Origin of the sequence: Fuerstiella marisgermanici, from assembly GCF_001983935.1 — a bacterium.
In the GTDB taxonomy this organism is placed as follows: domain Bacteria; phylum Planctomycetota; class Planctomycetia; order Planctomycetales; family Planctomycetaceae; genus Fuerstiella; species Fuerstiella marisgermanici.
On sequence record NZ_CP017641.1, the window covers coordinates 6638768 to 6660143 of the forward strand.

General features: G+C 56.6%; 15 protein-coding genes. 9 read left to right on the forward strand and 6 right to left on the reverse strand.

The features are described from left to right. Positions 1–6 precede the first annotated feature (6 nt). The gene (mnmA, locus tag Fuma_RS24940) at positions 7–1173 is read right to left on the reverse strand and encodes a tRNA 2-thiouridine(34) synthase MnmA (RefSeq protein WP_077026512.1); all 1167 of its coding nucleotides are present in this window, start codon (positions 1171–1173) and stop codon (positions 7–9) included. Positions 1174–1406: 233 nt separating this feature from the next. Continuing rightward, positions 1407–1832: a hypothetical protein gene (locus Fuma_RS24945; protein WP_077026513.1), complete on the reverse strand. Its 426-nt coding sequence runs from the start codon at positions 1830–1832 to the stop codon at positions 1407–1409. A gap of 251 nt (positions 1833–2083) precedes the next feature. Here Fuma_RS24945 and Fuma_RS24950 point away from each other — a divergent pair, with 251 nt between their 5' ends. Beyond that, a complete protein-coding gene (locus Fuma_RS24950) occupies positions 2084–4429 on the forward strand; it encodes a PSD1 and planctomycete cytochrome C domain-containing protein (protein WP_083732304.1) in 2346 nt (781 codons plus the stop codon). 197 nt (positions 4430–4626) lie between these two features. After that, the gene (locus tag Fuma_RS24955) at positions 4627–6114 is read left to right on the forward strand and encodes a DUF1501 domain-containing protein (protein WP_099091827.1); all 1488 of its coding nucleotides are present in this window, start codon (positions 4627–4629) and stop codon (positions 6112–6114) included. Positions 6115–6351: 237 nt separating this feature from the next. Here the strand turns inward: Fuma_RS24955 and Fuma_RS24960 are convergent, their stop codons facing one another. The 3 genes from Fuma_RS24960 to Fuma_RS24970 form a co-directional block, all read right to left on the reverse strand. Further along, on the reverse strand, positions 6352–7284 hold the full coding sequence (locus Fuma_RS24960; RefSeq protein ID WP_077026515.1) for a PepSY domain-containing protein: 933 nt from the start codon (positions 7282–7284) through the stop codon (positions 6352–6354). Between the two features lie 28 nt (positions 7285–7312). Beyond that, a complete protein-coding gene (locus tag Fuma_RS24965; RefSeq protein WP_077026516.1) occupies positions 7313–8080 on the reverse strand; it encodes an NIPSNAP family protein in 768 nt (255 codons plus the stop codon). 93 nt (positions 8081–8173) lie between these two features. Next, positions 8174–9349, reverse strand: a complete 1176-nt coding sequence (locus Fuma_RS24970) for an FG-GAP repeat domain-containing protein (protein ID WP_077026517.1) — start codon at positions 9347–9349, stop codon at positions 8174–8176. 314 nt (positions 9350–9663) lie between these two features. Here Fuma_RS24970 and Fuma_RS24975 point away from each other — a divergent pair, with 314 nt between their 5' ends. The 7 genes from Fuma_RS24975 to Fuma_RS25005 all read left to right on the forward strand — a co-directional run bounded on the left by Fuma_RS24975 (position 9664) and on the right by Fuma_RS25005 (position 20190). After that, entirely contained in the window at positions 9664–11550 is a 1887-nt protein-coding gene (locus tag Fuma_RS24975) for a B12-binding domain-containing radical SAM protein (protein ID WP_077026518.1), read from the forward strand. Further along, the gene (locus Fuma_RS24980; RefSeq protein ID WP_218922292.1) at positions 11547–12887 is read left to right on the forward strand and encodes a BaiN/RdsA family NAD(P)/FAD-dependent oxidoreductase; all 1341 of its coding nucleotides are present in this window, start codon (positions 11547–11549) and stop codon (positions 12885–12887) included. Before Fuma_RS24975 ends, Fuma_RS24980 begins: the two co-directional genes overlap by 4 nt. A gap of 160 nt (positions 12888–13047) precedes the next feature. Then, positions 13048–13605 carry an REP-associated tyrosine transposase gene (locus Fuma_RS24985; RefSeq protein ID WP_077026519.1) on the forward strand — a complete coding sequence of 186 codons (558 nt, stop codon included), beginning with the start codon at positions 13048–13050 and terminating at the stop codon, positions 13603–13605. Between the two features lie 192 nt (positions 13606–13797). Then, positions 13798–14952 carry a sialidase family protein gene (locus tag Fuma_RS24990; protein ID WP_083732305.1) on the forward strand — a complete coding sequence of 385 codons (1155 nt, stop codon included), beginning with the start codon at positions 13798–13800 and terminating at the stop codon, positions 14950–14952. Between the two features lie 475 nt (positions 14953–15427). Beyond that, a complete protein-coding gene (locus tag Fuma_RS24995) occupies positions 15428–18871 on the forward strand; it encodes a pyruvate carboxylase (protein ID WP_077026520.1) in 3444 nt (1147 codons plus the stop codon). A gap of 63 nt (positions 18872–18934) precedes the next feature. Continuing rightward, the gene (locus tag Fuma_RS25000; protein WP_077026521.1) at positions 18935–19732 is read left to right on the forward strand and encodes a TIGR04255 family protein; all 798 of its coding nucleotides are present in this window, start codon (positions 18935–18937) and stop codon (positions 19730–19732) included. Further along, a complete protein-coding gene (locus tag Fuma_RS25005) occupies positions 19729–20190 on the forward strand; it encodes a hypothetical protein (RefSeq protein ID WP_077026522.1) in 462 nt (153 codons plus the stop codon). Before Fuma_RS25000 ends, Fuma_RS25005 begins: the two co-directional genes overlap by 4 nt. Positions 20191–20749: 559 nt before the next feature. On the opposite strand, the gene Fuma_RS25015 is transcribed toward Fuma_RS25005, so the two are convergent. Beyond that, positions 20750–21295, reverse strand: coding sequence for a hypothetical protein (locus Fuma_RS25015; protein ID WP_077026524.1), 546 nt, complete (start codon positions 21293–21295; stop codon positions 20750–20752). Positions 21296–21376: the final 81 nt, after the last annotated feature.

The window sequence follows — 21376 nt, forward strand, 5'->3', positions numbered from 1 at the left end:
TCAGCCTCACAATTCCTTAGGCATGGATGCAGGCAGAGAACGGTTTGCGAAATCGTCAAGTTCTGCCTGTATCCAACCGCCGCCCAGCACCTTATCACCATCGTAGAAGACGGCCGCCTGGCCGGGAGCGACGCCCAGCACGGGTTGATTCAACGTGATCTGTGCTTCGTCGTTGTTGACGATCTGAACAGAGCAGGGAGTTGACTTCTGCTGGTAGCGCAGTTTGACGGCACACTCAAACGATTCGGCCGGACGATCCACCAGCCAGTTCAGGCCGTTGATGCGGACGTGCTGTGTGGCGAGGTCTTCGCGAGTCCCCAGCACGACCTGCCGTGTTTCTGCATTGACGCTTAGCACGAATCGCGGTTCACCAAACGCAATGCCCAGGCCTTTGCGCTGGCCGACCGTGAACTTTTCGTAGCCGGCGTGTTGTCCGAGGACTTCGCCATCGGTGTCGATGAAATCGCCAGCCGTGTTGCCGAGGTCGCGGTAATTGTTCAGAAAGCCAGCGTAATCGTCGCCGGGGACGAAGCAGATTTCGTAGCTGTCTTTCTTTTGCGCGACTCGCAACCCGGCTTCTTCTGCGAACTCACGGATCGCCGGTTTCTGATATTCGCCGACGGGCAACAGGATGCGGCTAAGTAGATCGCGACGAATGCCAAACAGCACGTACGATTGATCTTTGTTTGGGTCGCTGCCGCAGTGCAACGTGTGTTCGCCCGTTTGCTCGTCCTTCAAAATGCGAGCGTAGTGGCCCGTGGCAATGTGGTTGGCTCCCACCTGTTGAGCGAAGTCCCACAGCTTGCCGAACTTCAGCCAGTTGTTGCATTGCACACATGGGTTTGGTGTACGTCCGGCGAGGTACTCATCGGCGAAGTAGTCCTTAATTCGCTTAAACGAATCCTGAAAGTTAAGCGAGTGAAATGGAATGCCAAGCTGGTCGGCCACTCGTCGCGCGTCGGCCGCGTCTTCCGCGCTGCAACAGCCCTGTTTGTGAGTCGGCGTGTCGAGCACCGGCAGCAGCCCGTCGCCGGAAACTGCGCAGGCCTGTTTTTCTGTTTCGCCGGAGCGCATAAACAGGCCGATGACTTCGTACCCCTGCCGATGCAACAGCACGGCAGCGGCCGAACTGTCAACACCGCCGCTCATCGCTAAGACGACTCGTTTTGACATGATGTCTGATTGTTAAAAAAGGATCTACTGACGCCGTGACCGATGCCACGTCTGGTAGCAGGATCAGTCCGACGATGCCAAAAGTCAATGCGGCTGAGTGTTAAAGTCCTGAAGGCAGCTAGTCTGCGGGTCTGCGCAGAAAAAAACCGCACTAAGAGCAGTACCCTTAGTGCGGAATAACTGGACAGCGAACGAAGGCGAAACAGCCGGAGATCGTTGTCTCGGCCGCGATCTTAGTTCACAAACATCGCATACAGGCCCTTGATCAGTGGCTGTTCCAGGTTTGGAAGCACACCAAGCTGGTCCAGAACTCGCAGGATGCAGGCCATGTCAATCAGGCCGAAGGTGTACGGCAGACGCATGCCAGCGAATGATCGAACTCGTTCGCTAACGCCACGACTACGGTGCATTCGTTCCGCCGACTGAACCCATCGAGTCTTCGAGGCTTCTCGACGTTCGAATGCCTTCAGCAGTTTTAGTTGAGCTGCATAGTCCAGTGGTCGGCCCAGCGCCACTTCTTCGGCCTTGCAGCTTGCTTCCAGTTCCCTGAAAGCGGTTTCGTCGCATGAGTACGCGTTCTGAGCGCGGTCATGCTTCCACTCTACAAATCGGCGAAGGATCGCCGAGATGCCGCGGAGTACTCCATACAACAGCATCATCTGGTCGTCTCCTTTTCAGGGAACGCGATTGAATGGCCAGCTCGACATGATGGCTGACCGGACGTATCGGCAAGGAGACCAGTCATGACGAATGGTTCGCAGTTGTCTGTTGTCTCCGATTCAAAACGTCAAAATATGTCTGTTTTCAAACCGTCCCACTTCCGCTTTTCTGATCCACAGTTCGGATTCCACGTCGCTCTGGTTATCATGGAAATCTCTCGTCCTTCCTCACGCAATTCCCGGTCACTCCCATGAAATGCCAATCCCCGGGCCAACTCGTCGTGCTGCTGGCCTGTTCGATTCCATTCGTGAACCAGGCACACGCTCAATCGATCGACTTCGACCGTGACATCCGGCCGATCCTGAACGACCACTGTGCAGGCTGCCACGGCGGCGTGAAAAAGAATGGCGGCTTTGGCGTAATCAGTCGCGAATTGATGCTGAGCGAAACTGATTCCGGCGAACCGGCCGTTGTGCCAAACGACGTCGACGCCAGCACGCTGATCGAACGAATTTCAACCGACGACATTGACCTGCGTATGCCGCCGGAAGGTCATGATCGGCTTACGAAAAAGCAAATCGACTTGATGCGGCAGTGGGTGAAAAAAGGAGCTACCTGGCCGTCGCACTGGTCGCATCTACCGCTGCCGCCGCTTCGTAAAGATGCTTCGTTTGAAGGCCAGCACCCGATCGATTGGTTTGTGCGTCGAAAGCTGAACGAAGAAAAGATCCAGCCATCGCCACCAGCCGACGCGATCACTCTCGTTCGTCGGTTGTCCCTGGACCTGACCGGACTGCTGCCGGCACCAGACGTCGTTAAGCCGCTGAACGAATCGCCGGAAGCATTCACTGCCGATTCCGAAGCGTTGCTGACGATCATCGACAATTACCTGGCCGTCCCTCAGTTTGGCGAACGCTGGGCGCGCCATTGGCTGGATGAAGCTCGCTATGCCGATTCGGAAGGGTACGAAAAGGACTCCGTCAAAAACGACGCTTATCGCTTCCGTGATTGGGTGATTAACGCGATCAACGACGACATGCCCTTTGATGACTTCACTCGCAAGCAGCTTGCCGGCGACCTGTTGCCGGAACCGACGGCTGATGACTTGATCGCCACGAAATTTCATCTGCAGACGCAGTTTAACCTCGAAGGCGGCGTGGATTCTGAAGAAGACCGCACCAAGCGCGTGATCGATCGCGTGGGCACACTCGGCGCGGTGTGGATGGGAGCGTCCATTGCCTGCTGTCAGTGTCACGATCATCCGTACGATTCGTTTCGCCAAAAGGATTTCTTCCGGCTGTACGCGTTCTTCAACAACGCCGACTACGCGGCGGATTACCTCAAAGGAAAACCCGACGACGGCGACAAGAAACTGGCTGACAGACAAAAGCGCTGGGATGAACTGACCGGCCTGTTGGAAAAACAGCTCACCGACAAGAACTACAGCGATCAAACGCAGAGTAAGCTCGGTCAGCTCAGAAACTACGACAACAGTGCGGGGCTCACGCGGTACCTGACAGAACGGTCAGAATCCCCGCGTCAGACCTACATGTTTACGCGGGGCGATTTTCTGCGGCCGATGCTGGACGAAGGCGAAGTCCTGCCAAACACGCCTGGCGTATTCGGAACGTTGGACACCTCGCGCGAACGTCCCACGCGGCTCGACCTTGCCAACTGGCTGGTGGAGCCTGACAACCCGCTCACCGCGCGAGTCACCGTTAACAAAGTTTGGATGTATTTGTTCGGTCAGCCCCTGGCCGATCAGCCACAGGAATTCGGTTCGCGCGGGTCAGCACCATCGCATGCGGAATTGCTGGACTATCTGGCTCGATGGTTTGTCGATGAAGCCGGATGGAGTCGCAAGCAGCTGATTCGTTTCATCGTGACGTCGCAAACTTATCAGCAGTCGTCGAAAACTCGGCCCGACATTGCCGTCATCGATACCCGCAACCGCTTGCTGGCTCGGCAGAATCGATTCCGCGTAGAAGCTGAGATCGTCCGCGACCTGAGTCTGCAGGCGGCGGGGCTGTTGAGTCCGAAAGTGGGCGGCCCCAGCGTCTTTCCGCCGCTGCCTGCCATTGTCACTCAGCAGACCTACGCGGGCAGCAATAAATATAAAGCGTCGACAGGCGAAGATCGCTATCGTCGCGGGATGTATACCTTCTTCCGCCGCACGGCGATTGACCCCAACCTCAGCACCTTCGATTGCCCGGACAGCAGCCTGACGAAGGCGATGCGAGACCGGTCGAACAATCCGTTGCAGGCACTGGCAACATTGCACAACGAAGTCTTTCATGAAGCGGCTCAGGCTTTCGCCAAGCGATTGTTGCATGACGACGGCACGAATGTCTCTGACGAAGATCGACTGGCGAACGCATTTCTGATCACGATGGGCCGACGCCCGATTGCTGCTGAACTTGAATCGCTGACGCAGCTTCTCAACAAAGCTCGGCAGCACTTCGCCGCTCATGAAGACGACGCGAAAACACTGATCGGCCCGCACGCAGCGAAAGAAGTTTCTGTTGCCGACAACGCAGCCTGGGTCGCCGTGACTCGCGTGATTTTGAATTTGGATGAATTTTTGACACGGTCATAGTAGCCATCATCGCTCTGCGTGATGAGCCGCGCCACGAATGGTGGCGAACAACGGTAGATTTGGTTCGGATGGCAAGGTCGGGGTCGGTAGCTCAGCCTTCATTATCCGGACGATGAATTGAAATGAATCAGTCATCCCACTGCGCGGCTCGTCACGCGGAGTGATGACGGCTACTCTAACCCATGAGGTCGCAAGAAATGTCAGACTCCCAATCTTCATTTACCCACCTCCGCCGTGATTTCCTTACCACCGCCGCCAGCGGCCTCGGCGGCGCGGCTCTCACGGCAATGCTGACCGCAGACGGCGCGTTGGGTGCCGAAGCAGGAAGTCAGCAAGCCCCGCTGGCGACGCGACGCACACATTTCGAACCCAAAGCGAAGAGCTGCATATTCATCTTCAACGCCGGCGCACCCTCACAGCTTGATCTGTTCAACTACCGGCCCGAACTGAATCGCCTGGACGGACAGGCGTTGCCGGAATCGCTGCTGGAAGGTGTTCGGTTCGCCTTCATCGAAAAAGAGACCGCTCGGCTGATGGCCGCTCGGCGCAACTTTCGGCAGAACGGCGAAAGTGGCATGTGGTTTTCTGAACTGCTGCCGAAGATCGCAACCTGCGCTGACGACATTTGCATGATCAACAGCATGCACACGGATCAATTCAATCATCATCCGGGGCAGTTGATGATGCAGTGCGGGCAAGCTCAATTTGGTCTGCCATCGATGGGATCATGGCTTAGTTACGGGCTGGGCACAGAGAATCAGAATTTGCCGAGTTATGTGGTGCTGACGGCGGGTCGAGGTTCCAGTGGCGGTGCCACTTTGTGGAGCAGCGGCTATCTGCCGTCGGTGCACGCGGGCGTGTTGCTGCGAAATCAGGGGCCACCGATTTTGAATCTCGAACTACCGCCCGGCTTGCCACGGTCACTCGAACGACACGGTTTGGACGCGATTCGTGCGCTGAATGAACAAAACTTTCAACGCATGCAGGATCCGGAAATTGCCAGCCGCATTGCGAACTACGAATTGTCGTTCCGGATGCAATCGGCCGCTCCGGAACTGACCGATATCTCGGGCGAAACGGCGGCAACGCTGGAGGCCTACGGCGTAAACCGATCAGAACCGAAAGAGCGCGCCAGTCGGGTGGGCTCAGGTGCTCACTATCCGTCATTCGCACGCAATTGTTTGCTTGCTCGCCGCATGGTCGAACGAGGCGTCCGCTTTGTAAACATCATCTTCGCGTCGTGGGACCATCACTCCAAACTCGATCGCGAACTGGCGTACAACGCAGGTTGCGTTGACCAGCCCGTCGCGGCGTTGATTAAGGATTTAAAACAGCGAGGTCTGTTGGACGAAACGCTGGTCGTGTTTGGCGGAGAATTCGGCCGGACTCCCCTGGGCGAAAATCGCAACAACAGCAAGAACGTCACGGGCCGCGACCACCACCCCAACGCCTTCAGTATGTTCATGGCCGGCGGCGGTTCACGAGCTGGATACACTCATGGCGAAACCGATGAAATCGGCTGGAATCCCATCGTCGATCCGGTGCACGTCAACGACTTTCAGGCAACGCTGCTAAAACAATTCGGCCTGAACCACAAGAAGCTGACGTTCCGTCATCAGGGAGCCGACAAGCGCCTGACCAATATTACTCGGGAAGCTCACGTGATCGACGAGCTGATCGGGTAGTCAATTCTGCCTGCCGAGCAGGGCTTCGGGCTCAGGATGTCGAGTTTATTACGGCCGGATTGATACGGTCGTTTAACCCGTAGCCGGAGGCGCAGGCGCCCGTTCATCGGCTTCCGTGAGTGTTCCGGCTTCTGCTGCGACACAGCCGTCCCCAGCAACGCCTGCGCCTCCGGCTACGGGTTAAACGATCTGCTGGCTTCGCCGCAGAGGTCGCCTGCGGCGAAGTGCCGTCGGCACCTACAGTTTTGTGGCGACGTAGAAATCGTGAATGCTGAAGTACATCACCGCGGCGGTGACGAGGCTGCAGGCGATGACCATGGTGCCGAGAATGCGGGCTCGCTTTAGTTGCCACCACATGAACAGGCCTGTCAGGCCCCAGCAGACCATGGCAATGGCCATTGTGTCGACCGCCAATGACCAGAACATGCGACCATTCCAGTGCGGCGGCTGGCCATGACTGGTGTGTAATCGCAGCAGAAAGTTTCGCGGCGACATTCCGTCTTCGCCGGTGTGCTTTGTGAGGTCCACATGCCCATCCTTCAGCACATAGGTCACTCGTGCGAGTTCGCCGTCGACGTCGGCCAGAAAGTTCAGCTTGGTCCAGGCGAAGGGTTTGGGTTCGTCGCTGCTTTGAATGCCAACGCTGGAGAAAATTTCAGCAGCAGAGCGTCGAGCATCGTCCAGCGGATCGGGTTTCAGGCTGATGTTGCGAATGTCGGAAAGCAGTGGCTGCAGTTCTTCTTCGTTTTTAGGCGGAGTCTTCACCTGTGCCGTTTGGGCGATCGGGTCGATGTAGACGACATGCTGCTGGCCAGCCTCCTTCACTTCAAACATCACATCATTGGTGAATTCCGCACCGTGATTCTCCGCGAGTGTGATCTTGGCGTCCGCCGCTGATTGCTGCAAAGTATCAACAACCTGTTGAGCAAACGCGGCGGGGGTGGGGAAGTCTTTGATGGCAGAATCGGCCACGACCTGCTGGTCGATCTGCTGAATTGCCATCGAAGGAAACAAACCCTGATGATTGAACATCGCTCCGGTAACGCCGTACAGGAAGACCCACGGCAGCAAAAACAGGCCACTGTAAAGGTGGATGCGGCGAATCAGAATTTTGAAACGCGACCAAAGGCGGCGCGGGGGCGATGAGGGTTGTTCGTTAGTTTCTGACATGACATTCTTTATGTGCTGCGGCAAGCGACTATTTGATCGCCGAATAGTCGGTCGCTTTCATGTATACGGACTCAGGTCGTTCGCGAAGAAAATCGCCATCCTTCTGGGACTCCTTTGCAACCTTCTGCCACTCGGGATCATTCCGGAACGCATCCCATGATTCCTTCGCGGCATCGCGACTTTCGTGGCGGATGATGTAAATCAGCGTGTCCTGTGAAGCTGGTTCGTCAGCCGGGTGCCAATAGGCGACGTTTTCGATTCCATGCTTCTTGAACAGCTTCATGGTGTGGTCACGAAAACGAGAATCCAGCCCCTTCAATTTATCTTTGTTGCAGCGGTACGTTCGAAGTTCGTACACCCCGTCTGTTCCCTGATCGGCGTTCTCAAACTTCGGGTTGTAGTCTGTGGCGTTCATGTAGACCGACTCGGGAGCCTTCGCGAGGATCTTGCCGTTCTGTTCAGAAGCCTTAGCGGCCTTTTTCCACTCCGGGTCCGCAATGAACGCCTTCCATGACTCCTTTGCAGCTTCGCGGCTCTTGTGTTTGATCACGTAGATCAGCGTGTTCTTCGACTTTGCTTGGTCCAGTGGCACCCAATAGCCGACCGATTCGATGCCGTGTTTCTTAAACAGAGCCACCGTGTGGTCGCGGAAGCGAGCGTTCAGGTCATCCAGCTTGCCTTCGTTGGTCGTGTAGGTGCGAAGTTCGAAGACGTCGGCCATGGCAGAAGACGGCAGGCTGCAAACGGTAACCATAAGTATCGCGGCGATCAGTATTTTGGAGAATCGGGTGGGCATGACAGTGGACTCCGGTGGCGGGATTATTCAGAACGGACCGCAGCATAGCGTGACGGACGATGCTTTTCACGGACTCCGGAGCAGGATTCAAGCTCATTTGGCCTCATTAAAGAACACGGTCAGGTTCTTTGTTTGTCGAGCCGCCGCGGCGATGTCTACTTTGCCGTCGCCGTTCAGGTCGGCTGCTTTAAGGTCTTCCACGGCCACTTCGTCAGCAGAAATCCGTGTGTCGCGCCACTGAGTGCCGTCTTTGTCCAGCGGTGTGAACATCTTGATTCCCGGTACGCCGGGATCGTTCATGGCTCGCCAACCGACCACAATTTGATCCGAACCGACGTTCAGAAAATCTGCCACCGCCAGCGCGTGCCCGTCTTTTAGTTCGTTGTCCAGCACCTTTAAGGCGGGCCAAAGTTCGCCTGGCGTTTCGGGTTCCACGTAGACGGCACAAACCGAGCCATGTTTGGGTTCGACGGTGGCGATGAAGCGTTTGCCGCCGGGCAGTTTGCCGTCGCGGATTTCTCCGGCAAACTGTTCGGTGAGCTGCGTGGCCTTCCAGTCGCCCGGCTTGTCTGACTGACGATCGAAGTGCCACACGCCTTCCTTTGCTGCGATGATCAGTTCTTCTTCCGGATCATCGTCCCAGTTGACCGGATGAAAGTTATGTGACAGATGCAGGAAGTCGCAGACCACGGCGAACGTCCATTCGTCCTGAGGATTTTTCGGCATGATGTATTCCAACACTCTTAGTCCCGGCCCATCACCGTCGACGCTGCCTCGACCACGCAACGGCTTTACGATCAACCGGAAGTCGTCGCCCGGGCCTTTGACCCAGTGCATGCGATGAGTGCTCGGATCATTGTGAAGTTGCTTCGCAGTCCACGGCTGAGTCCGGTCGTCCGGCGGAATCAGATAGAAGACGGCTCCATCTTTGTTGCTCTCACGATAATTCCATTGCCCACCGACTGCGATTTCGCACTTTCCGTCTCCGTCGATGTCTCGTGCCGTGATACAGACGTTGTCTCGAACGGTCAGGTCTTTGGCGATGATGTGTTTGGTCCACGATGGGTTTTCATACCACTGAAACGTCTTTTGGTCTGCCAGCACGATGTCCGTTTTGCCGTCGCCATCGACATCGGTCAGTTGCACGCCGTAGCCGATGCTGATCTTGTCGATTTCCACCGCCCGCCATTGGAATTCCGGGACCGAGTCGGCGGCGGTGCCAATGGACGGAACGACGGCGAGCAGCAGGCTCCAAAGTGTGTGTCTCATAGCAGAAATCTCGTCAGTTGAAGTGAAAACAAGGGAGGGCGGGGCAGCGGTGCGGCCGCACTCGCAGAATACACAGAACCTCTGCTGGAAAGAAGAAAGCCAGCTCGAAGGTGAGAACACAGCGGCGGAGAAGTCCGGCTTTGCGAAAAAGCGGGGCTTCTGCCGGTGCGTCGGGAGGCGGAGTAGCACCGGTCGCATTCAAACGCCACACTGCCGCAGCATCGATTCGTGTTTCCTATCCCTCGTGCATTTGCCCAACCTTCGTGCCTTCAGACTTCCCGCAGCAACCGCGAATACTATCCGTCATCCCGCCGATGACGCAGTTAAACACGCCCTATCCGTCGACCGCTTACCTCACGGGGTTCCTGCGGTCGCGCGGATTTGATGCGGTGCAGGAAGACCTTGCGTTGGCGCTGGTGTTGAAATTGTTTTCGTCCGACGGACTACGGCTGATGCTTCAGCAGATTGAAGCTGACTCCAGCGACGACCAGTCCGAAAGCGTAGACCACTTCTGCAACGAATCCGAACAATATGTGGCCACAATCGATTGCGTAATCGCGTTTCTGCAGGGACGCGATTCGACACTTGCCCATCGGATCAATAGTCGAACCTTTCTGCCGGAAGGACCTCGCTTCGATTCGGTGGAGCAACACATTGCCGGCGATGACGACGACAGCGATGACCCGCTGGGCTGGGCGTTCGGAGCGCTGGGGATTCAGGACCGAGCTCGCCATCTGGCAACGCTCTACCTGAGTGACCTCGCCGACGTTGTGAAGGCTGCGATTGATCCTCAGTTCGAATTCGTCCGGTATGCCGAATCGCTGGCCGCCAGCCAGCCGACGTTTGATCCGCTGGCGGACGCGCTCGCCGCGCCGATGACGTTGGTAGACACAACGCTAAAGGAACTGACGTTGGCGGCGATCGAACGTCATCGACCTGACATGGTTCTTGTGTCGGTACCGTTTCCCGGAAGCGTGTACGCCGCTTTTCGTATCGGCCAGTGCATTAAGTCGGCTTACCCGAAAGTAGCCGTTCTTCTGGGCGGTGGATTTGTGAACACCGAATTGCGTGAGCTATCAGACCCGCGCGTGTTCGACTACTTTGACTATGTCACGCTGGACGACGGCGAACGTCCCCTGTTGGCGCTGTTTGAATATCTGAGCGGCAAACGGTCGCGCGACAAACTCGTGCGGACATTTCTGCGCACCGAATCAACGGTTGATGCTTCAGGCACAGTGCTGTACGTCAATCATGTTGAGCCGGATATCCCCTTCGCGGAGGTCGGGACGCCGACGTGGGACGGCCTGCCGATCGATCAGTATCTGTCGACGCTGGATATGCTGAATCCCATGCATCGGCTTTGGTCAGACGGTCGTTGGAATAAGCTAACGATCGCTCACGGCTGCTATTGGAAGAAGTGCAGCTTTTGCGACGTTACGCTCGACTACATCGGCCGTTACGACGACGTTGCCGCTTCCACTTTGGTGGATCGCATCGAAGCGATTGTGCAGGAGACCGGACAGACAGGGTTTCATTTCGTCGACGAAGCCGCGCCGCCGAAGGCTCTGAAGGCGATGGCGGAAGAATTGTTGCGGCGCAACGTGCCGATTTCGTGGTGGGGAAATATTCGATTCGAAAAGTCCTTCACGCCCGACCTTTGTGACCTGCTTTCCGAAAGCGGGTGCATTGCGATTTCTGGTGGGTTGGAAGTCGCGTCGGACAGACTGCTGAAACTGATGAAGAAAGGCGTCTCGGTCGCTCAGGTTGCCCGAGTCACCAAGGCGTTCAGTGACGCGGGCGTCCTGGTGCATGCGTATCTGATGTACGGGTTCCCGACGCAAACCGTGCAGGACACGGTCGACGCATTGGAATACGTGCGTCAATTGTTTGAAGAAGACTGTATTCAGTCTGGTTTCTTTCATCGATTCACATGCACCGTGCATTCGCCGGTCGGGAAGAATCCCGACGAATATGGCGTGAAGCTGGTGCCACTGCCTCCGGTTTCCTTCGCAAAGAACGACGTCGACTTCACCGATCCCACCGGCGTCGACCACGACTCACTTGGTGTCGCTTTGAACAAGGCGTTGTACAACTTCATGCATGGCGTGTGCCTGGAAGACGACGTGCGCAGTTGGTTTGACACCAAAGTGCCACGGTCGACAGTGCCGCCAGACTTCATTGCTGAGGCCCTCGATTCGTGAGCACTGCGGGCAGGATTCAGGATGATCAGATTCACGACGTGATCATCATCGGTGCCGGTGCGGCGGGCTTGATGGCCGCTGGCAGCGCTGCGTCGCGAGGCAAGCGGGTGCTGTTGCTAGAGAAGAATCGCAAGCTGGGTGTAAAAATTCTGATGTCCGGCGGAACTCGCTGTAACATCACTCACAACTGTGATGCCAAAGGTATCGCGAACGCCTTTGGGCGTCAGGGAAAGTTTCTGCGGTCGCCTTTGGCTGCTCTGTCGCCCGCTGAAGTGATTGAGAAGATTGAAGGGCAGGGCGTCGCAACCAAAGTGGAATCGACGGGCAAGATCTTCCCGGTTTCAAACAAAGCCATCGACGTGCGAGACGCTTTGGTGAGACTGGCCACGGAAGCTGGGGCCACCATTCTGACGGAACAGCCGGTCGTTGCAGCAAACGCTATCCCCGCCGTTTCTTCATCGAACGGTCAGCCGGGTACAACGGAGCATTCAACGAGCTTGTTCCGGGTGCAAACCGAGACTCATTCATTCGTCGCTTCAAAACTGTTGATCACCACGGGAGGCCGATCCTACCCCGGCTGCGGCACGACCGGTGACGGCTATGCATGGGCCGAACAGTTTGGTCATTCGATCGCTCCCACCATTCCCGCGCTGGCGCCGGTGGTGTGTCATCTTGACTGGGTGCATGGATTGAAGGGCATCACGATTGAAGACGTGGGGCTCTCGATCATGCCGGTGGCCGTGGAAGGCAGCAAAAGTAAACGGAAGCCGCTGGACAACGGCCGAGGCCCCTTGTTGTTCACTCACTTCGGCTTTTCCGGCCCGACGGTGATGAATCTCAGCCGCATCATCAGCCGCGCGGCCGCTGGCGAACCTTCTGAATTAACCAACATCGTTCTGCGCTGCGACTTTCTGCCGTCGACTTCATTGGAAGACCTGACCGCTCAGTTTCGCCAGCAGTCACAGTCCGGCGGTCGTCAGGCTGCGAGTTCCCTGTTGCTGTCGTTCTTTCCTCGACGGTTGGCGGAAGCGTTGCTCGAACAGGCGAGCATTGAACCGACGCAGCGACTGGCTGAACTTTCGAAACAGCACACGCAGCGTTTAGTGGATGCCGTCAAACGCACTGACTTTCCGATCCACGGTACGTTGGGCTACGGCAAGGCGGAGGTCACAGCAGGCGGTGTTCGACTCAACGAAGTAGATAGCCGTGACATGCAAAGCAAACGGCAGCCAGGCCTGTACCTCGCCGGAGAAGTCCTCGACCTCGACGGCCCCATCGGCGGCTTCAACTTCCAGGCAGCCTTCAGCACCGGCTGGCTGGCGGGGCAGCATGTGTAGTTGCGGGCAGTCACCGTAGGCCGGATCAAGGAGCATCGCGATGCCGCTCCGGCGCTGCTGGTCGGTAGACTGCAAGGTGGGCGTGCCGGAACGGCGCTGCGCTTGGTCCGGCCTACGGGGTTTGCGGGTATAATGCTGCCATCTATTTTGGGGAGGCAAAATGGCTGACTATAGGAGATGGCTCGTTCCGGGTGGGACGTTCTTTTTCACCGTTGTTACGTACGCTCGGCGACCTATTTTGATCACTGACGACGGGCGACGGTTTCTGAGAAACGCGATTCGTTCAGTGCAGGCACGGCATCCGTTTTCGCTCATCGCGACTGTCCTGCTGCCGGATCACTGGCACTTGGTAATGCAGTTGCCGCCGAGAGATGATCGGTATTCGCTCCGAATGAAACAGATCAAAGCTGAATTTAGCGAGCAGTGGCTCAAGGCGGGACATTCGGAGGCACCTGTGACGGCTTTTCAACGCAAGCGTGGCGAGCGGGGAATCTGGCAAACGAGATTCTGGGAGCACAGCGTGCGAGACGAAATGGATCTCGAGCGGTGTGCCGACTATATCCATTGGAATCCGCGAAAGCACCGCCTCGTTGACCGAGTTCGCGACTGGAGATGGTCTTCCTTTCACCGGTTTGTCGCATTGGGACACTACAACATCGATTGGGGTGGTGCGGCTCAAAAGGACACAGAAGATTTTGACTGGGGCGAACCTGAGTAGGCCGGATCAAGGAGCACCGCGACGCCGCTCCGGCACTGGTGCGCGGTGGACTGCAAGGTGTGCGTGCCGGAACAGAGCTGCGCTTGGCCCGGCCTACCGGCTACGGAACTACGGGGCTTTGCTTCGAGCGGTGAATTTGAGTAGAAACTGGTGAAGCCTTCTTCCCAATCCACCGCGTCGCAGGATTTTTGCATGCTTACTTCTGTTCGCTACGTCCCGGCCTTGTTCGCTTTGTGCTGTTCGGCGATCGCTGCCGACCGGCCGTATTCTATTCCCTACATCGATCTGAATGACCAGGCCTACCGGCAGGTTGTGATTGATCATGAGCACGGTCAGTATCTGGGGCATCCGACGACCGTGCTGTTGGAAGACGGCCAGACGATGCTGTGCGTGTATCCGAAGGGGCACGGTCGCGGGGGCATTGTTTACAAGCGTTCGGCCGACGGCGGATTAACGTGGAGTGACCGTCTGCCCACGCCGGAAAGCTGGGCGACCTCAAAGGAGGTGCCGACGCTGCATCGCGTGATCGGGCCGGACGGCACCAAACGTATCATCATGTTTTCCGGCCTGTACCCGTGTCGCATGGCGGTGACGGAAGATGACGGCGCGACGTGGTCCGAATTGAAACCGGTCGGCGATTGGGGCGGTATCGTTACGATGGGCTGCGTGACCGATCTGAAGACCGGCCCCGGCCACTACATGGCGTTTTTCCACGACGATGGCCGCTTCTTCACGGAAAAGGGGATGAAGACGTCACCAGCGGTATTTACGTTGTACAAAACTCGTTCCACAGACGGCGGGCTGACGTGGAGTTTTCCTGAGACCATCGACAAGTCGTCAACTCACCACATCTGCGAACCTGGCATCGTGCGGTCGCCGGACGGCAAACAACTGGCGGTGCTGCTGCGAGAAAACAGTCGTCGTAATGATTCCCAGATCATCTTTAGCAACGATGAAGGAAAGACTTGGACCAAACACCGCGACATGCCCGCGTCATTGAATGGCGATCGACACACGGGGAAGTATCTTCCCGACGGACGACTGTTCATCTCGTTCCGCAGCCTTCAGCCAAAGGGGCTGGACAAGCCCGAGCACGAAGGTGACTGGGTCGCGTGGGTGGGCACCTATCAGGATTTGGTGGATGGCAAAGAAGGGCAGTACGTCGTGCGGCTGAAGGACAACAAAAAGGGGGCCGACTGTGCGTACCCGGGCGTCGAAGTGCTGCCGGACGGAACGATCGTCACCACGACCTACGGTCACTGGTCGGCCGGGCAGATGCCGTACATTCTGAGCGTTCGGCTAAAGCTGGAAGAGCTCGATCAGCTGGCAAAGGCAGCGGGGAAGTGAAGTTCGCGCTGGCCCTGGATGTCGCGTCCCACAACAACCTCTCCCGCATTTTATTGTGGGAGGGGTTGATCGAGCGGAGCACCCTCGGGGGAGGGCGTCTACGAAACCAAGAGCTGCACGCCTGCAGCGCGCAGGCATGCTCGGCCACCTCCCGGACATCGCTTCGCTCGTCCGACCTCCCCCGACGCTGCGCTGGGGGAGGTGCACGAGTGTATTCAGTGCTTAGCCCCTAAGTTGCACTATTTCCGACGGGAAAAGGGACAATCTTGGCAATTTTGCAGGCCGGAATCTTCGCGATAGAACGACGCTGCGGAATGCGGTATTCTGCCCGCTCTTCAGAAACCTCAACGCGGGGAGGCCCCGCAACCGATTCGAGCTACCGCTCGGAAACGCTTCCGTTGGTCGCTCCGAATAGTCGCGCGCACGGTGCGCGGAAGCGATAACGCTACACTCCAACCGTTCTTCAAGACCTGCCATGACCAAAATCAACAAGCTGCTTGTTGCCAACCGATCTGAAATTGCCATTCGAGTCTTCCGCAGTGCCACAGAGCTGGGCATTCGCACCGTAGCGATTTATTCGCACGAAGACCGCTATGCGTTGCATCGCTTTAAGGCGGACGAGGCCTACAAGATCGGCAAACAGGGCGAACCGATTCGAGCCTATTTGGACATCGACGCCATTGTACAGCTTGCCGTTGACGTCGGTGCCGACGCAATCCATCCCGGCTACGGCTTTCTTTCTGAACGATCAGAATTTGCCAAAGCCTGTGTGGCGGCCGGGGTGAAGTTTGTGGGGCCGTCTGTCGAGGCTCTGGAAGGCCTGGGCGATAAGACGTCGGCTCGCGCGATTGCGATCAAAGCTCAGGTGCCGATTCTGGGCGGGACTGAAGGAGCCGTCGACGATCTGAAGGAAGCGCAGGCGGCGGCTGAGAAAGTCGGCTTTCCCGTCATGATTAAAGCGTCTCACGGCGGCGGCGGGCGCGGGATGCGTGTCGTCAAAACAGCGGACGAGTTTCCTCAGCAATTTGAGAGTGCTCGCAACGAAGCCAAAACGGCGTTCGGTTCGGCCGACGTCTTCATTGAAAAGTTCATTGCGCGAGCCAAGCACATCGAAGTGCAGTTACTCGGCGACGAACACGGCAACCTTGTGCATCTGTTCGAACGCGACTGTTCGGTTCAGCGGCGTCACCAGAAGGTGATCGAAATCGCGCCGGCACCGGGGCTGGATGCAACTCTGCGGCAGGACATTCTGGACGCTGCGATTAAGATCGGTAAAGAAGCCAACTACAGCTGCGCGGGCACGGTCGAATTTTTGGTCGACGCTGATGAACAGAAATTCTACTTCATCGAAGTGAATCCACGAATTCAGGTCGAGCACACCGTTACGGAAGAAGTCACTGGGATCGATGTCGTTAAGTCACAGATTCTGGTGGCTCAGGGGTTGAAGCTGTCGGATCCGGACATCGACATTCCGTCGCAGGATTCCGTTCACGTCAACGGCTTCGCGTTGCAGTGCCGCGTGACCACCGAAGACCCGGCGAACAACTTCATGCCCGACTACGGCCGGGTGGCTCATTACCGTTCGGCCAGCGGCATGGGCGTGCGGCTGGACGCTGGCAGCGCGTTTTCGGGGGCGGTTGTGAACCCGTTCTACGATTCCCTGCTGACAAAAGTGACGACGTCGAACCGTACCTTCGTCGGCGCGATCAGCATCATGGAACGAGCGTTGCGCGAGTTCCGAATTCGAGGCGTTAAGACGAACATCCCCTTCCTGCTGAAGACGTTGGATCACCCCACGTTCTCGGGCGGCGATTGCACGACTCGCTTTATTGACGAAACGCCCGAACTGTTCAAGTTTGCGGCCCGCAAGAACCGAGCGATTAAGGTGCTGACGTACCTGTCGGAAACGATGGTGAACGGAAACGAACTGGTGAAGGACCGTCCGGTGTCGCTGCGACGCGAACCCGCACCAACGCCCGCCGTCGATCATCACAACCCGATTCCCAAGGGTTCGCGAGACAAGTTTAAAGAACTGGGGGCTGAGAAATTTGCGAAGTGGGTTCGTGAGCAGGATCGACTGTTCATCACGGACACCACCTTTCGCGACGCTCATCAGTCGTTGCTGGCGACTCGTGTCAGAACCTACGACCTGCTGCAGATCAGCGACGCGTATGCTCGCAACTGCAGCGGGCTGTTTAGCCTTGAGATGTGGGGCGGAGCAACCTTCGATTCGTCGATGCGGTTCCTGAAGGAATGCCCATGGCAACGACTCGCCGATATGCGAGAACGCATTCCGAACATTCTGACTCAGATGCTGCTGCGAGCTTCCAGCGCTTTGGGCTACACCAACTATGCCGACAACGTGGTTGCCGCGTGCGTGAAGGAAGCTGCCGATTGCGGCATGGATCTGTTCCGAGTCTTCGATGCGTTGAACTTCGTGCCTAACATGAAGGTGGCCATGGAGTCCGTGATTGAATCGGGCATGTTGTGCGAAGCCAGCATCTGTTACAGCGGCGACCTCACCAACCCACACCGCACGAAGTACGACATGAATTACTATGTCGGCCTGGCCAAAGAACTGGAAAAAATGGGTGCTCACATTCTGGCCATCAAAGACATGGCCGGACTGTGCAAACCAGCCGCCGCGTCCGCATTGGTGAAGACTTTGCGAGAAGAAGTCGGGATCCCGGTCCACTTTCACACTCACGACACGGCTGGCATTCAGGCCGCGTCGATTTTGGAAGGCAGCAAAGTTGGCCTGGATATCGCCGACGCCGCCATGGCACCAATGTCTGGCGGCACATCGCAGCCAAACCTCAACACCGTCGTCGAAATGCTGCGTCACGGTGATCGTGATACCGAACTGAATTCTGATGCTCTGGACGAAGTCGCCGAATACTGGCGAGCGACACGCGAGTTCTACACACCGTTCGAAAGTCAGGTGCTGCCCGCAACGGCTGACCTGTATCACCACGAAATGCCGGGCGGTCAGTACACCAACCTGTTTCAACAGGCGCGAGCTCTCGGGCTGGCCGACCGATGGGCAGAAGTCTGTCGAGTGTACGCCGGCGTGAATCAGTTGTTCGGCGACATCGTAAAGGTCACTCCGACCAGCAAAGCCGTCGGCGATATGGCACTGTTTATGGTGGCCAACGAAATGAGCAACGAGGACGTTTTGAATCCTGATCGAGACGTCGCGTTTCCAGCCAGCGTGATCGATCTGATCAGCGGTGGCATGGGCCAGCCACCAGGTGGCTTTCCCGAGGCCGTCAAAAAGCGAGTGCTCCTTGGCAAAGATGAATTCAAGGGCCGCCCCGGTGAAACTCTACCGCCCGCCGACTTCGATGCTGCTCGAGCCAAGGTGAAAGAGATCCTGCACCGCGAACCGCTGGAACGCGAAGTCGTCAGCTGGTTGCTGTACGAACGCGTGTTTGAAGATTTCGCGGCTCATCAGGCACAGTTCGGCGACGTCGGCATCCTGCCCACGCCTAACTTCTTCTACGGTCTGGAACCGGGCGAAGAAATCGCGATCGACATTGAGGAAGGCAAGACGCTGATCATCCGCTTCCTCACTATCGGCACGCCTCACGCCGACGGCACACGCACCGTTTTCTTCGAACTAAACGGCCAGCCTCGCGAAGTGACGGTTGTCGATCACAGTCTGGAAACGGACATCGTCAAAGCTGCCAAAGCAGACCCGGCAAACAGAAACCATGTCGGTTCAACCATGCCCGGCATGGTCGTCGCCGTCGCTGTCCAAGCGGGCGACAACGTCAAGAAGGGGCAGAAGTTGATGACACTGGAAGCCATGAAAATGGAAACCATGATCAACGCGGAAAAAGACGGCAAAGTGGCAGAAGTCCACGTGAAATCCGGCAGCCAGGTTGAGACTGGCGATTTGCTGGTTGTGATTGAGTAGCTTAAGTCGAGGTTATGGCAAATTCGTTTCACATTTGATCCGTTGGAAACGTAGTATCTGACAATGACTCGCTTCACCTCATCACAACACTCCTTCAAGAATCCACCGGTCTACGAAACTGCACTGTCAGTTCAATTCGATGAACTGCCGGGTTTTTCTGCGGTTCATTTTGGCGAGTTTCACGAGATTGTTCGAAAAGAGTTTCCTGTTGCGAAGGATGCGGCAAGGTTGCAGGAAGTCCACGAGTACTTCCCGTTTCGAGCGAGCCGGATCGTTCTTCGAGAGCAGCCGGTTCAGCCCAATCGGGTCATGTATTGCGATGCTGTTGACCCACAACGACTACTCCAGCTGCAACCTGATCGAATCGGATACAATTGGCGGCGAAGTGATTCGGGAAAACCATACCCACGGTTCGATGACTATGCAGACCGTTTCGTTTCGTTTGTTGAGCAATTCAAGCAGTTTTGTTCAGACCGGCAACTGGGTGAAGTGACGCCGAACCTCGTCGAGGTTACGTACGTCAACCGAATTGAATGTCATGCCAAGGAAACTCCCTCAGGATGCCTGAATCGAGTCTTTGGCTTGTCTGAGACACCCAACGACACGTTTTTGCCTGCCCCCGAGCAGACCTCACTTCGCCGAATGTTCTCGTTTCATGACTTGAGCGGAAGACTGTATACTGAGGTTGACACGCAGGCCGATCATGTCCTACAGCGACTTATCGCTCGGATTAATGTAACACGTGGCGAAGATTTCACCGGGCCGTTGCAATTGGCACATGACTGGGTCACTGACGCGTTCGTAGCATTGTCGGACGTCGAAGCTCGTGAATCGGATTGGCAACAGGAGGTAACGCTATGAGTCACTCACAAAGCTCGGCAGCTTTCGCTCCGCAGCCTAATTCTTCCACACTGCAGTCAGGAGAAGTATTTCTGATTGCGTTTCGTTCTCACCAACCAGCGGATTGGCTATCAAACGCTGAACGCAGCCTGTCCGAGTTCCTGAAGTTGCCACTCGATTGGAATAGCTATGGCGGCAAGCCTGCCGATCAACATTCGATTGATGCCGCGAGAGCTTTGGTCAAGTTACTGGCCGAAGTGGTAAGTGTACGACAGCCTGATGTCGGCCTCACTCCAGATGGCTTGGCGACCCTATCATGGGAGTTGGAAGCAAAACGAGAAGTCGAAGTTGAAGTGGAGCCAACGGGAACGATGTCTATTAACCACTTCAATGATGCCAGCGACCTCCATCAGTCTTTTCGCACACGAGACTTTGGCCAGTTGGCAGAACTTCTGACGCGTTGGAGTCAGGAGGGATGAGTGTTCGGCGAGCAACTCGTTCCTGAATCCGAACTTATCATCCGTCGGATCCCACCGGATGGTGATCCAAAGACTGTAAAGCCCGATGCTGCAGGCGTGCTCCGACCAACGAGCGGAATGATGGCGACACGATCCGGGGAAGCGGGCCTTTCCTGTAGCCGCAAAGCGGTTACCCCGCCCTCAGCTTTACTCGCCCAGCTTAAAATCCAAGGAAAAGATCCATCCGGCTGGATGGTTTGCGAAATCCCTGTTGCTGCAGTGAATGCACTCGGCTTCAATGTCATCGTTAGTCCGACCGAAATCGACCCTGGGCATTGTGAAGTCCGACCAACCGGCGAACTCACGTTTTCAAAGGGCAACTGCCGGAAGCTTGCCAGGGTAGCTCGAATCATCACTGTCGGTGACGACCCAAAAGTGAAGTGAAGTAGGGCAGGCTCCCGCGTGCCGATCACAGTTGCGTTGCCTCTTTGGCTAATCGCGGGATCCCCCCAATAGGTTAAAGCGGCACGATTCAACGCTGAATGAACGGGAAAATTGGTGCCCGCAGATTGGGGCGAGGCTAAACCTCCGCGGGTTGCTGTCCGTTGCTGCCAGTTCGTCGTCGGCGAATTCTGAAGCCGATGCCCACCAACAAAACGGGCAGCGTGAGTAACAGCGAGGCAAACTTGACGGGAGTGATTATGGCCAGGATCTGAGAGCTGATCTGACTTGGCCCGTTGTTTGAAAACCATGTCGCAAGTAAGAAGTTCTCTGCGGCGTCGCAGATGACGAACATGGCTGTGAAGTTGAGGATAAGGGCATGCTTTTTAGCCGCTCTGCCGGGGCCCCATGCGAATAACAGTAACGAAGCACTTGCGAGTCCCATTGATAGAAAGAACGGCACGTCCCACGCCAGATGCGATCGGTAGTGGTGCCTGGCTTCGTCACTGAGTGCCTGAAAGCGGTGCTTTGCTTCGTCAAATGTGCGAGCTGGTTTTTCATCGAACGGCTTGCCAGGCGCCATTGCCTCCGTCAGTGCCGGGTATGATCCCATGCTGAAGAAGACAGCGGTGAGAACCGTGCCGACAATGCTTAGCGTCAACCAGATGCGTGTATGCCGAGTCATGCTTCCACCTGCAAATCAGCTCAAACGGCAAGTCAGCCTACAGCGAATCTCGCTGACTTGTGGCCGCGGAACAGGAAGTTC

Bases quoted from the DNA above. Each gene is read 5' to 3' on its own strand.
- mnmA (WP_077026512.1), bottom strand. From the start codon at position 1,173: ATGTCAAAACGAGTCGTCTTAGCGATGAGCGGCGGTGTTGACAGTTCG.
- Fuma_RS24945 (WP_077026513.1), bottom strand. From the start codon at position 1,832: ATGATGCTGTTGTATGGAGTACTCCGCGGCATCTCGGCGATCCTTCGC.
- Fuma_RS24950 (WP_083732304.1), top strand. From the start codon at position 2,084: ATGAAATGCCAATCCCCGGGCCAACTCGTCGTGCTGCTGGCCTGTTCG.
- Fuma_RS24955 (WP_099091827.1), top strand. From the start codon at position 4,627: ATGTCAGACTCCCAATCTTCATTTACCCACCTCCGCCGTGATTTCCTT.
- Fuma_RS24960 (WP_077026515.1), bottom strand. From the start codon at position 7,284: ATGTCAGAAACTAACGAACAACCCTCATCGCCCCCGCGCCGCCTTTGG.
- Fuma_RS24965 (WP_077026516.1), bottom strand. From the start codon at position 8,080: ATGCCCACCCGATTCTCCAAAATACTGATCGCCGCGATACTTATGGTT.
- Fuma_RS24970 (WP_077026517.1), bottom strand. From the start codon at position 9,349: ATGAGACACACACTTTGGAGCCTGCTGCTCGCCGTCGTTCCGTCCATT.
- Fuma_RS24975 (WP_077026518.1), top strand. From the start codon at position 9,664: ATGACGCAGTTAAACACGCCCTATCCGTCGACCGCTTACCTCACGGGG.
- Fuma_RS24985 (WP_077026519.1), top strand. From the start codon at position 13,048: ATGGCTGACTATAGGAGATGGCTCGTTCCGGGTGGGACGTTCTTTTTC.
- Fuma_RS24990 (WP_083732305.1), top strand. From the start codon at position 13,798: ATGCTTACTTCTGTTCGCTACGTCCCGGCCTTGTTCGCTTTGTGCTGT.
- Fuma_RS24995 (WP_077026520.1), top strand. From the start codon at position 15,428: ATGACCAAAATCAACAAGCTGCTTGTTGCCAACCGATCTGAAATTGCC.
- Fuma_RS25000 (WP_077026521.1), top strand. From the start codon at position 18,935: ATGACTCGCTTCACCTCATCACAACACTCCTTCAAGAATCCACCGGTC.
- Fuma_RS25005 (WP_077026522.1), top strand. From the start codon at position 19,729: ATGAGTCACTCACAAAGCTCGGCAGCTTTCGCTCCGCAGCCTAATTCT.
- Fuma_RS25015 (WP_077026524.1), bottom strand. From the start codon at position 21,295: ATGACTCGGCATACACGCATCTGGTTGACGCTAAGCATTGTCGGCACG.